This window comes from Rufibacter glacialis (assembly GCF_008271745.1).
GTDB classification, from domain to species: domain Bacteria; phylum Bacteroidota; class Bacteroidia; order Cytophagales; family Hymenobacteraceae; genus Nibribacter; species Nibribacter glacialis.
Map to the genome: position 1 here is coordinate 124,687 of NZ_VKKZ01000021.1, position 11,838 is coordinate 136,524.

An 11,838-nucleotide genomic window follows, 5' to 3' on the forward strand; every position below is an offset into this window, starting at 1 on the left:
CTAGCCCTGAAATGCCCGCAGAGAAATGTTTTCCTTTGTGAGCGCCTCCCTGATCTGCCGGGCGAAGGCCACCGCGTGCGTTCCATCGCCGTGGAGGCAAACGGTATCTGCTTTGATGGGCACGTCTACCCCTTGCTGCGACCGCACCACACCTTCCTTCACCATGCGCACCACCTGCCGAACCGCCTCATTTTGATCCGTGATCAAGGCGTTTGGTAATCTACGGGAGGTGAGCGTGCCGTCCTGCTGGTACGTCCGGTCGGCGAAGACTTCATGCGCGGTTTTCAGGCCCAGTTTCTCCCCGGCCTGCACCAAGGCGCTTCCGGCCAGGCCATACAGCACCGCTTCCGGCGCTACGTTATACACGGCTTCGGCGATGGCTTGGGCCAAGGCGGGGTTGGTGGCCGCCATGTTGTACAGCGCGCCGTGCGGTTTTACGTGGTGCAGCACCCCGCCCTCGGCCTTGATAAACCCCCAGAGCGCGCCTATCTGGTACACCACCAGGTCATAGGCTTCTTCAGGAGAGACGGCCAGGTCACGGCGGCCAAACCCGGCCAGGTCCTGGAAACCGGGGTGCGCGCCCAGGGCCACGCTGTGTTCCAGGGCCAGCCGCACGGTCTTTTTCATCACGGCTGGGTCACCGGCATGGAACCCGCAGGCAATATTGGCTGAGGTCACCAAGGGCAGCAGAGCTTCGTCCTGGCCCAGGCGGTAAGCCCCAAAGCTTTCGCCAACATCACAGTTCAGGTCAACGGTAAGGGTCTGGTTCATCTTTTCAAGTGAAGGTGAAGGGCGCTGGCAAGCTGCGCCAAGGTTCTTTCCTGTTGATAATACAACTCCTGCGCCTGGGCCAACGATACCTGCTGGAACCGTATGGTGGCTCCCGGCTTGGCCTGCGCGAGCAAGGGCAGATCCGCAGAGATGACCTGGCCCAGGCGCGGGTAGCCCCCGGTGGTCTGGCGGTCGGCCATCAAGATAATAGGATTTCCGTTGGCCAGTATCTGCACGGTCCCAAACGTGACGGCGCTGGAAAGTACTTCTACCGGTTCTTTCAGCGTCAGCGCCGGCCCTGCAATCCGGTACCCCATGCGGTCTGAGGCGGGAGCTACCTGAAACGGTGACTGCCAGAACGCTTCCTGGGCTTCCGACGAAAACAGGCCATATTCCGGGCCCGGCACCACCCGTACCGTAGGGTTCCCGGCGTACGGGGGCAGGCTTGCAGGGAAAACACCCCAGGGTGCAGCCAGGAACGGTTCCGGCGCCGGGAGTCTCTCTTGCCAGGCCTTTAGCTGCTCCGGCTTGAGGCCCTTGAGCGGCACTTGGTCGTCTTTCTGGAGCGCCCGGCCGTGCCATCCGCCCACCGCTGCCCGAAGGTACGTAGCCGCGCTGCCCATCACCGGCGGCACGTCTACCCCACCGCCCAGAGCCAGGTAGGCGCGGCAACCCTGTACCGCCCGCCCGAACTCCAGCCGGGTTCCGGCCCGCACAAAAACGGGCTGGTTCATGGGCAGCGGTTTGGCGTCCAGCCTCGGCGAGAGATCGGCGCCGGTCACCGCCAGGAGCGTGTCTTGTTGGAAAAGCAGGCGAGGCCCCACCAGCGTGATCTCCAGCGCGGCGGCGTTTTGGGCATTGCCCACCAGCAGGTTGGCCACCCGCAACGCGAAGGCATCCATGGCACCGCTTACCACCATGCCCTGCTTCTGGTAGCCATACCGACCCAGGTCTTGCACCGTGGTGAGCAGACCGGCTTTTTCCACGCTAAAACCCATGCGCCTGCTTTTTCCGTTTTAGGTACTCTTTTTCTGAAACAGGCACAAAACGCACCAGATCGCCCATTTGCAGCAGGCTGGGCAGCTCCCGCTCAGGGTCAAACAAAACCAAGGGGGTGCGACCGATGATCTGCCAGCCGCCCGGGGTTTCCAGGGGGTACACGCCCGTCTGCGTTCCGGCAATGCCCACCGAGCCCGCCGGCACCACGGAACGGGGCACCTGTTTGCGGGGAGTGGCCAGGCTGGGGTCCAGGCCGCCCAGGTATGGGAACCCCGGCGCGAAACCGATCAGGTACACCAGATACTCAGGCCGCGTGTGCCGGGTGATCACCTCTTCCGGACTAAGGCCGGCCTGTTGGGCCACCTCCTCCAGATCTGGCCCGAACTCACCGCCGTACACCACCGGAATTTTCTTGACGGGAGGCTTTTCAGCTTCCAGACCGGTTTCCAGTTGCGCCAGCAGATGCGTGAGGTGGCCTTCCACCACGGCGTAGGGGTCTTGCTGGCCCCGGTTGCTCAGGAGCCAGGGATCATAGTACACGGTGACGGTGGTGAAGGCGGGCACGTATTCCACCAGACCGGGAAACGGGTTTTGGTCAAGGAACCGGGCCACGGCCTTCACGTACTGGTGCGTTTCTACCGCCATCTCTTCCCCCAGTTGCAGTACCACCGCCGTTTCGCCCAAAGGGTAAAGCTTGACCGAGGACATGGGAAGAGGCATGATGGAAGGTTTCTGGTTTAAGGAGGATGTCAAGAAAACAGGCCGTAAACGAAGGAGCTTCAAGCCCAGCGGTTTTGCTAATGCTAAAGATAAAATGATTTGGTGAAGTCCAATCCCTTCGGCCCCGCCGATTGAAAAATTACGAGGTTTGTTCTCTCCTGCAGCGCCTGGGGGGCTCCGGTTCCCAATAGAAAACACTCCGCACCGGAGGCAGCGGGCAAAAAAACACACCTTGGTTTCGCCGTCCTTAATGGCTTTCACATGTCTGCGAATGCCGCTACTCCGGGTGATCGTTTCAGGCCTATTTTCTGAGAAGTGGGCCTGAAACGGCTTCCGCGGCAGAAGCTTTTTGCTGGTACGTACCAAAGAAACAGGGGCCGCTCCGTTTCAAGCATGTTTTCGGGAAAAGGGGTGCTAAACAGATAGCGTTTCAGAAGCTCCTCTTTGGTTTGTGGCTAGGAGTAGAAGGCGCCTCTTTTCTGAGCCTTTTTCTAAAAACAGGCCTAAAGCTGTAAGGGATGAAAAGCGGGGCAGGCGGGGTGGTGGCAGCGGCAGAATTTTCAGCCAAGGCAGGAAGCAGGAACAGCGGGTTCTTCGTACTTTTAAGGTAGCATGAAAAATCAGCAGATCCGGTCTTGGCAGAAAGGCCTCCTTTTCTTTTCCTTTTTAACGGCGGTTTCCTGTATGAAGCACGCTTCGCCTTCCAGCAGCAGCCCGGTGGTGCCGGTAGTGCCTGGGGTCTCCAAATTGTTGGCTGATTTCCGGCTCCAGCAACTAAGCCAGATCAACTATGACCTGCACCTGACTATTCCGGCCCAGAAAGAGGCTCCCATACAGGCTTCTGAGGTCATTACTTTTGAGCTGAAAGAGAAAGGGCAGCCGGTACAGCTTGACTTCAAGGAAACCTCTGACAAGCTCAAGCAGGTGAAAGTAAACGGGGTAATAGTGCCCATTGCGCACACCCAGGAGCACCTGATCCTGCCGGCCCGGCACCTGAGAAAAGGCGAGAACCAGGTGGAGATAACGTCCACGGCGGGTAACCTGTCGTTGAACCGGCAGCAGGATTTCCTGTACACGCTGCTGGTACCCGACCGCGCCCGCACCGTTTTCCCCTGTTTTGACCAGCCTAGCCTCAAAGCCACCTTCACGCTCGCGCTCACGCTGCCGCAGGAGTGGAAAGCCTTGGCCAACGCCCCGCTGCAGGACTCGGTGCTAAGTGCCGGGCAGAAAACGTACCGTTACCAGAAATCAGACCTCATTCCCACGTACCTGTTCTCGTTTGCGGCCGGCAAATTTGACCACTTGGCCCAGACCGCCAACGGCCGAACCATGCATTTCCTGCACCGCGAGACCGACAAGGAGAAACTCCAGCAAAGCCTGTCGCCCATTTTCCAGATCCACCGCGATGCGCTGCAGTTCATGGAGGCGTACACCGGCATCAACTACCCGTTCCAGAAGTTCGATTTTGTGGCGATCCCCGATTTCCAGTACGGTGGCATGGAGCACGTGGGGGCTATCCAGTACAAGGCCTCTACCCTGTTCCTGGACGAAGGCGCCACCCAGGACCAGAAAATCTCCCGCTCCAGCCTGATCTCGCACGAGACGGCGCACATGTGGTTTGGCGACCTGGTGACCATGGAGTGGTTCAATGACGTCTGGATGAAAGAGGTTTTCGCCAATTTCATGGCCGACAAGATCACGCAGGTGGCCGTACCCAACTCCAACTTCGACCTCAAGTTTGTGGTAGACCATTTGCCCGCCGCTTATGGCGTAGACCGCACGGCCGGGGCCAATCCCATCCGTCAGGAACTGGACAACCTGCAGGATGCCGGTTCTATGTACGGCAACATCATCTACCACAAGGCCCCGGTCATGATGCGCCAACTGGAGCGGCTCATGGGCGAAGAAGCGTTCCGGAAAGGTTTGCAACAGTACCTGAAGAAATACGCCTTCGGCAACGCCACCTGGCCTGACCTTATCCAAATTCTGGACGACCTCACTCCCGCCGATTTGCAGGCCTGGAACCAGGTGTGGGTGAACGAGCCGGGGCGTCCGCAGTTTGAGTACACGTTGCAAACCCAAGGCGGTAAGATTTCCAACCTGACCATCCGGCAGAAAGGCGAAGACGGTTCTGCCCGGTTTTGGCCGCAGTTCTTTGAGCTGGCCCTGGTGTACCCAAACCGCATTCAGGAACTGACGGTGAACATGAATGAGGCCGAAGTCACCTTGCCGGAAGCCGTGGGCCAAGAGAAGCCGCTGTTCGTGCTTTTTGACGTGACGGGCCAAGGCTACGGCGTGTTCCCGGTAGATGCCCAGATGCTTACCGGACTGTACAGCCTCAAGAACCCGGTGGCCCGGGCCTCGGCGTACATCAACCTGTATGAGAACCTGCAGAACGGCCGCAGCGTCACGCCCCGCCAACTGCTGGATTTCTACCGCAGCGGCCTTTCCAAAGAAACCGAGGAGCTGAACGTGAAACTGCTCACGGGCCAGCTCAGTGATATTTTTTGGCGGTTCCTGCCCGCCACCCAACGGCCCGCCCTGGCCCCGCAACTGGAACAGGAACTCTGGGCCGCCCTGGAGAAAGCCACCTCGGGCAACGTGAAAAAACTGCTGTTCAAAACCTACCAGAGCATTGCCCTGAGTGCCGCCGCGCAAAACCGCCTGTACCAGATCTGGGACCAGGAACAGGCCCCGGCCGGCGTGAAACTCTCTGAAGACGACTATACCTCCCTGGCGCTGGCTTTGGCGGTGCGCGACTACCAGAACAGCCCGCAGATATTGGCCCGCCAGATGGCACGCATACCTAACCCAGACCGCAAGAAACGCCTCCAGTTCATGCTGCCTGCGCTTTCTGGGCAAGTGCAGGAACGGGATGCCTTTTTCGCCTCTTTGAAGAAAGAGGAAAACCGGGAGGTGGAGTCTTGGGTTTTGGCGGCGTTGGGCTATCTGCACCACCCGCTGCGGGCGGCTACCTCAGAGAAATACCTGCCTGAAAGCCTGAACCTGCTGGAGGAAATTCAGCGCACCGGCGACATCTTTTTCCCCGCGTCGTGGCTGTCGGTTACGTTTGGGTCTTACCAGAGCGCGGGAGCCGCCCAAACGGTACGGGCTTTTCTGCAGGCGCACCCAGCCTACAACCCCAAGCTGAAAGGGAAGATCCTGCAGGCCGCCGATGGGGTGTTCAGGGCCGAGAAGTTGGTACAGTCGGGTAAGTAACCCAAGAGACCACTCTGTTCTCAGTTTGCTAAGGCTTTGCCCATTACAGACAGGTGTTTCAGTAGACGTATTTTCCTGTTTGGATTTGCGGACTCGTCACACCTCATGTCTCTTTGGCTTTTACCGGCTGCAACTCAGCTTCTCTCAAGAAAGACAGGGAAAGGGGCGTTGGCTAGGGTCTCTCTGGGCCGATTTCTTGGTCAGGTTTTCTGGAAGCGCTGGCCGTACTATTTCAGGCAACTAGAACAAATACGGAGGTTCTTCGTTGAAAAAGGTACAGAGAACAGGTGGTTTAACAACCTGTTCCTTTACAAAAAATCCAATTACGACTATGAAAAAATCATTCACCCTCAGAACCGCCGGCCTGGCCTTAGTGGCCGGGTTGGCACTAGCTTCCTGCAACCAGGCTCCCAAAGAAGGTGACCAGGCCACCATCACCGATGAAAAATCCACCGCCAGTGCCACCGGGCAAACCTTTGTGGTAGACACGGCGGCCTCGGTGGTAGAGTTCACCGGCAATGGCGTGGGCAAGAACCACCCGGGTACGTTCAAACTGTCTTCGGGCACGGTGGCCGTGGCCAATAACCAGATCACCGGTGGTGAGTTCACCATCAACATCAGATCCCTTTCCATGAAAGAACAGGGAGAAATGTTCCAGACCAAGCTGAAGCCCCACTTGTTGAGCGGCGACTTCTTTGATGCCGAGAAATTTGGGACGGCCACGTTTGAGATCACCAAGGTGGAACCCTACAAATCTGACGGAAAGGACACCTCGCTGGTAGAAGGCGCCAACTTCAGCGTCAGCGGGAACTTCACCCTGAAAGGCGTGACCAAGAACATCACCTTCCCGGCCCGTATTGAACTGGATGATAACGCACTGGAGGCCGAAGCCAACTTCAACATTGACCGCCGCCAGTGGCAGATGAACTATGGCAATGACAAAACCCTGGGTGACCAGTTCATCTCAGAGACCGTGAACATTGAACTGGACCTGGAAGCGAAGAAGCCAACCGGCACCGCCACGGCCTCAGCCCAGTAACCTAAGCAATCTTCCACAGAAAGAGCCCGAAAACCAGCGTTTTCGGGCTCTTTTGCATTAATAGGCCTGAAACAGTATAGAGGTACAAGACAAAAATGATGGTCCATTCTTGTACCCTATCTTCTTGGAAGGGTTTTGGTGACGAACGGCCGTCACGCAAACCAAGTGACTTTCTAGCTTGCCCACAAGATCCTTCCAGGATGACAAAATGTGTGCTGGTTCAAGTTTTCAACTTGGAACTAAAATGACCTGAAGTTTTCAACTTCAGTGAGGCAAGCGTCTCAGGAACTACATTACCTAAGGCACTCCATTACTTCCGTTTTACCAGTAACTCCTTCACCGCCTGTTCAATGGTAGGCCAAACCGGCGACGTAGGTGCCACCAGATCAAAGTGTCCTGCCTCGGGCAACAGCACCACTTTTGCCTTGTTGTTTCTGGAAGAGGAATGATTCACAAAATTCTGCGCCTGACTCACTGGCACAATGGGGTCCTTGCCACCTTGCACCATCCTTACGGGTGTTTTCAAGGCCAAAGCTGGCGATGGGGTTGCTTCCGCGTAGCGGTGAGGCATAGCAGTTGGCAGACCACCCAACAGCTTTTCCACGGCGGCGTTGCAGCTTCCTTTCTGGGTGCTGTAGGTGGTGAGGTCTGGGATGCCGGCCAGGGCCACCACGCCTTTGACTTTCAAGGGCTTCTTGGTGTACAAGGCACTGCTGCGGGGCAATTCTGAGCGGCCGGCCGCCCACAGGGCCAGGTGCCCGCCCGCGGAGTGGCCCATCAGCACCACCTCCTTGGCCTTAACCGGGTACTGTCGGGCCAGCACGCGCACGTGGTCAACGGCCTGGGCTACGTCCAAGAAGGTGCCGGGGTAGCCGCCCCCCGGGTTGCCCACCCGCCGGAACTCAATGTTCCAGGTGGCAAATCCTGCCTTGGCCAGGGCCGCGCTTGCGTAGTTCATGTACCGGTAATTGTACTGCGAGAGCCAGCACCCGCCATGGATGAGCACCACCACCGGGAACGGCCCTTTCCCCTCGGGCACCCGCAGTTCGCCAAACTGCAGCGAATCTGGTCCGTAAGCCAGCCGCACGCCCGGCGCGGGCATGGGTTGCTGCACCAGGTCTTGCCAGGTCATGGGTGGGGCAGGTACGGTTTGGGCCTGGAGGCCACCAGCACTACAAAAAAGACAATACAGCAGAACAGAGAAAAAGAACTTCATAAAAAACGGCCAGATTCTAAAAAACAGCCCCAAAACGGGCATCTACGGTTGGAAGAAGAAAGGTACGGGAGGCTTTTCATTTTTGAACCAGTATCTTGCCTCTTCTTTCCGCTTTTTAGGGAGAAGACACCGGATTGGGCAAGGCCAGCAACCAAGGCTTGCCCACCGTTTACCACCCCATTCTAAAAAACAAGCAATGAAACGCGTAGTCATCACAGGCCTGGGCGCCTTGACCCCCATCGGAAAAACGGTTCCCGCTTACTGGCAGGCCTTGCTCAACGGGGAGAGCGGCGCTGGCCCCATCACCCGGTTTGACGCCTCCAAGTTCAAGACCCGCTTTGCCTGCGAACTCAAGGATTTCAACCCCCTGGACTTCATGCCCAAGACCGAGGCCCGCAAAAACGACCTCTACACCCAATACGCCCTCATTGCCGTGGAGGAAGCCGTACAGATGGCCAACATCACCTTTGAGAACCTGAACCGCAACCGCATTGGTGTGATCTGGGGCACCGGGCACGGTGGCATTGGCACGTTCCAGGACCAGGTAGTGGAATTCTCCTCTGGCGATGGCACCCCGCGCTTCAACCCCTACCTCATCCCTAAGATGATCGTGGACATCGCTGCGGGCGTGATCTCCATGAAGTACGGGCTGCGCGGCGTGAATTTTGCGCCGGTCTCTGCCTGCGCCAGTTCCAACACCGCCATTATTGAAGCCTTCAACCACATCAAATGGGGCAAAGCCGATATGATCATCACCGGGGGCTCTGAGGCCTCTATCACCGAGGCGGGTATAGGCGGCTTCGGGGCTTTGAAGGCCCTGTCTACGTTCAATGAGAACCCCGCCATTGCCTGCCGCCCCTTTGACGTAAAACGCGACGGCTTTTTGATGGGCGAAGGCGCCGGGGCGCTCATTCTGGAAAGCTACGAAAGTGCCAAAGCGCGCAATGCCGTGATCCTGGCCGAGGTAGTGGGCGGCGGCATGGCCGCTGATGCCTATCACCTCACCGGCACCCACCCGCAAGGCGAAGGCGCTTATCTAGGCATGATCGAGGCCCTGGAAGAAGCCAATATTCCTCCGGCCGCCATTGATTACCTGAACTGCCACGCCACCTCCACCTCTATTGGAGACGCCAGTGAGCTGGTAGCCGTAGAACGCGTGTTTGGGGCGAATTCGGCTCTTCACCTGAGCGCCACCAAATCCATGACGGGCCATTTGCTGGGCGCGGCGGGGGCCATTGAGGCCATTGCGTGCGTGAAGGCGGTGCAGGAAAACATGGTACCGCCCACCATCAACGTGACCGAGCCTGAGCCGGAGCTGGCCCAAAAATTCAACCTCACCTTGGGCCAGGCGGTCTCCAAGGAAGTGCATTACGCCATGAGCAACACCTTTGGGTTTGGCGGCCACATTGCCACGGCTATTTTCAAGAAGTTCAAAGACTAAGGCTTGGGCTACCCCAGGATAATGTAAAAACAGCCTGGAAACGTGCGTTTCCAGGCTGTTTTTACATAGTAGGCACCAGAAAAACCTAGTGCATTTAATATAGCGGGCCACCCGGGATGGGTTTCCGGATAAGGTCTTTTTGAGGCCTTTATTTGATCAGGTTTTCCTCCTGCATACGGGTTACGGTCAGCTCCGCGAATTTCTCTGAGAAGTCCTGCAGGCTTGAAGGGCTGTAAGACTCTGACTGAGCAGACCACAGCAATCGGTCAGAGGCAGCATCATACAGGTTGGTTTCCAGGAAATAGACTTTGTCTTGCGTGTAATAGCCAGGGTTATAAAGCGTAGGGGCCATGTACCCGTAATATCCCCTAAAGCTACCGTACCAGCCAAAACGCGACATGGGGGCGTACATGGTAGTCCCCGGCACGTACCGCGTCTCGGTGTCTTTGTCTACCACCGCCACAGTTAAGATAGCGTTATGCCCGTCACCTCTGATTTTTTCCAGAATGGCGTCAGGGTTGCTTTGGTTGTTTTGGATGAGGCCCGGAGGTTGCATGTCAATGCTCTTGACTGCAGTTACCCCGCGTTGCTGCAATTGGGTCTGCAAATGCGCTTCAATGGTTTGCCGCGCCACCACATTGTCCGTGAGGGCCGTCACCACAATGCGGTTGAAAGAAGTGGTAGCCGCTTCAGGGCTTTTCCAGGTACCGGTGATTTGGGTGGACGAAGCACATCCGGCTACCAATAGCGCCGCCCCCATCCATGCTCCTGCCACTGGAGACACCAGTCCGGCAAGAAATCGTTTTAAAGTCTTCATACCCATACTGTTATTTTTATATCCGTCTTTCTTGTAACGAAGGAAAAATCAATATGGACGTCTCCTGAACGGAGGTATTGCCTAGTCTTTTTCAACCTTCGGCCACCCTCCTTTGAATGGTTATAAACGGGATAGCTCAGGTTTATCTTAAAAGCCTCCTTGGTACTTTAAGCGCTTTCCAAGAAAGGAGGACGAGCGCAAGCGGAGCCGGTGCACCAGTGAAAGAGGCCTTAAATAGCCGCTTCCTACTGCTTCCACCGCCGCCAGTTCTCTCTTTATTCCGGGACAAAGAGCTGCCTTTGTCCAGATTGAAGCCTCCGGTCAAAGTGGTCGCTCTGCTAACTTTTAGGGCAGATAAACCATGTAAGAACCTGATAGGGCTGAAATGGAAGCACGGCTTCCCGGTGATTGCTGTTTTTTTGCTCCTCAGGCAGAAGCAATTCATCCCTCCTCTATTTGCATTTAGTGGAAGATTATTAAATTAGACAAACAAGGCACCTCTGGTTTTTCACCCGCTTTTGAAGGGAGGAAAAGCTACCTGCGGTTGTGGCAGGATATGTAGTTGGATCTAAGCTTTCATCCACGCTTTTCCCACTTTCTAAATTATAATTTTATCTACCCTTCGCCAGCAGCCCGTCAGGTGTGCTCTACGTCCGTCGTACCCAGAAATAGCTCAGCAATACAAAACAGGCTTGCGTTTACGCCAGAGTCTCTACCCAATGTACCATGGCTCCTTTATATACTACCAAGTCTACATCCACTCTTTCCCTACCAGAGAAATTAGGTCTGGGTCATACGTTTGTTTTTGTGGGCTTGGGTATACTCATGGCATACGTTGACAAAACCTGGTTTGAGGAGGTGTATACCAGGGAAGATGGCTTTATTGAATGGCTCACCATTCTTCCACTGGTGGTGGTGATTGGCTTTTTCCTGACTAGAATCAGAATGCCTTTTTCTCCCCGATTCTCTATTAGCAGTTTGTTGATTGTTTCCCTGTCCTTTTTTGTGATGGGGGAAGAAATCAGCTGGGGGCAGCGCATTTTCCAAAGGGAAAGTTCTGACTTCTTCCAACAACACAATGCCCAGGGAGAAACGAACCTGCACAACCTGGTAGTAAGGGGCGTAAAGATCAACAAGGTTATTTTCTCCCAGGTATTAACCGTCATGATCGCCTTTTACCTGTTGGTTTTCCCCACCCTCTACCGGAAAAGTGAGACTATCAGAACGCTCGTCAACAGATGGTCCGTTCCTGTGCCGCGTCTATACCAGGTGGTTTCCATGGTTTTGCTCTTTGCAGCGATGAGTCTCTGCCCATCCGGAAAAAGGGCCGAACTCTTAGAAATGGGAGCTACCACTCTTTTCAGTTTGATGGTACTGTATCCCTACAACCCTCTCAAATCGGCCCATAAAGCAGAAGAGTACCCTGCCCCAACTGCCCATAGCAGCACCCGGACAGAAGCCAAAGTCGTTTCTGACTAAAGGGCCGGCCGGCTCTGCCTTACCCCAACACCAGAAAGCCCCCATCCACTACATTTCTGGGGTCCGTCTTTGAAACCAGGCGTAAAAAGAACAGAGGAGGCCGCCTATAGCCTCACCTTGCTTCCTCCTGAAGCGCG

The 11,838-nt window shown here is 56.2% G+C and carries 9 protein-coding genes; 4 read left to right on the forward strand and 5 right to left on the reverse strand.

The features are described from left to right. The 3 genes from FOE74_RS12215 to pxpB are packed head-to-tail and all read right to left on the reverse strand — an operon-like array spanning position 1 to position 2,490. Positions 1–771, reverse strand: a complete 771-nt coding sequence (locus tag FOE74_RS12215; RefSeq protein WP_149098906.1) for a LamB/YcsF family protein — start codon at positions 769–771, stop codon at positions 1–3. After that, on the reverse strand, positions 768–1,769 hold the full coding sequence (locus FOE74_RS12220; protein WP_149098907.1) for a 5-oxoprolinase subunit C family protein: 1,002 nt from the start codon (positions 1,767–1,769) through the stop codon (positions 768–770). The genes FOE74_RS12215 and FOE74_RS12220 overlap by 4 nt, the downstream gene beginning before the upstream one ends. Then, positions 1,759–2,490 (reverse strand): 5-oxoprolinase subunit PxpB, encoded by a 732-nt coding sequence (pxpB, locus tag FOE74_RS12225; protein ID WP_225840794.1) that lies wholly within the window; start codon positions 2,488–2,490, stop codon positions 1,759–1,761. The genes FOE74_RS12220 and pxpB overlap by 11 nt, the downstream gene beginning before the upstream one ends. A gap of 684 nt (positions 2,491–3,174) precedes the next feature. Here pxpB and FOE74_RS12230 point away from each other — a divergent pair. Both FOE74_RS12230 and FOE74_RS12235 read left to right on the forward strand, forming a co-directional pair. After that, positions 3,175–5,709, forward strand: coding sequence for a M1 family metallopeptidase (locus FOE74_RS12230; protein WP_225840795.1), 2,535 nt, complete (start codon positions 3,175–3,177; stop codon positions 5,707–5,709). A 331-nt stretch (positions 5,710–6,040) separates the two neighbouring features. Then, positions 6,041–6,748, forward strand: coding sequence for a YceI family protein (locus tag FOE74_RS12235; RefSeq protein ID WP_149098909.1), 708 nt, complete (start codon positions 6,041–6,043; stop codon positions 6,746–6,748). Between the two features lie 310 nt (positions 6,749–7,058). Here FOE74_RS12235 and FOE74_RS12240 read toward each other — a convergent pair whose 3' ends face one another. Continuing rightward, entirely contained in the window at positions 7,059–7,880 is an 822-nt protein-coding gene (locus FOE74_RS12240) for an alpha/beta hydrolase family protein (protein WP_188686741.1), read from the reverse strand. A gap of 280 nt (positions 7,881–8,160) precedes the next feature. Between FOE74_RS12240 and fabF the strand changes: the two genes are divergently transcribed. Further along, positions 8,161–9,405, forward strand: a complete 1,245-nt coding sequence (fabF, locus tag FOE74_RS12245) for a beta-ketoacyl-ACP synthase II (RefSeq protein ID WP_149098911.1) — start codon at positions 8,161–8,163, stop codon at positions 9,403–9,405. A 148-nt stretch (positions 9,406–9,553) separates the two neighbouring features. Here the strand turns inward: fabF and FOE74_RS12250 are convergent, their stop codons facing one another. Next, positions 9,554–10,222: a DUF4136 domain-containing protein gene (locus FOE74_RS12250; protein ID WP_225840796.1), complete on the reverse strand. Its 669-nt coding sequence runs from the start codon at positions 10,220–10,222 to the stop codon at positions 9,554–9,556. A gap of 825 nt (positions 10,223–11,047) precedes the next feature. On the opposite strand from FOE74_RS12250, the gene FOE74_RS12255 reads away from it, so the two are divergent. Continuing rightward, the gene (locus FOE74_RS12255) at positions 11,048–11,701 is read left to right on the forward strand and encodes a hypothetical protein (RefSeq protein ID WP_149098913.1); all 654 of its coding nucleotides are present in this window, start codon (positions 11,048–11,050) and stop codon (positions 11,699–11,701) included. The last annotated feature ends 137 nt before the right edge of the window (positions 11,702–11,838 follow it).

Bases quoted from the DNA above. Each gene is read 5' to 3' on its own strand.
- FOE74_RS12215 (WP_149098906.1), bottom strand. From the start codon at position 771: ATGAACCAGACCCTTACCGTTGACCTGAACTGTGATGTTGGCGAAAGC.
- FOE74_RS12220 (WP_149098907.1), bottom strand. From the start codon at position 1,769: ATGGGTTTTAGCGTGGAAAAAGCCGGTCTGCTCACCACGGTGCAAGAC.
- pxpB (WP_225840794.1), bottom strand. From the start codon at position 2,490: ATGCCTCTTCCCATGTCCTCGGTCAAGCTTTACCCTTTGGGCGAAACG.
- FOE74_RS12230 (WP_225840795.1), top strand. From the start codon at position 3,175: ATGAAGCACGCTTCGCCTTCCAGCAGCAGCCCGGTGGTGCCGGTAGTG.
- FOE74_RS12235 (WP_149098909.1), top strand. From the start codon at position 6,041: ATGAAAAAATCATTCACCCTCAGAACCGCCGGCCTGGCCTTAGTGGCC.
- FOE74_RS12240 (WP_188686741.1), bottom strand. From the start codon at position 7,880: ATGACCTGGCAAGACCTGGTGCAGCAACCCATGCCCGCGCCGGGCGTG.
- fabF (WP_149098911.1), top strand. From the start codon at position 8,161: ATGAAACGCGTAGTCATCACAGGCCTGGGCGCCTTGACCCCCATCGGA.
- FOE74_RS12250 (WP_225840796.1), bottom strand. From the start codon at position 10,222: ATGAAGACTTTAAAACGATTTCTTGCCGGACTGGTGTCTCCAGTGGCA.
- FOE74_RS12255 (WP_149098913.1), top strand. From the start codon at position 11,048: ATGGCATACGTTGACAAAACCTGGTTTGAGGAGGTGTATACCAGGGAA.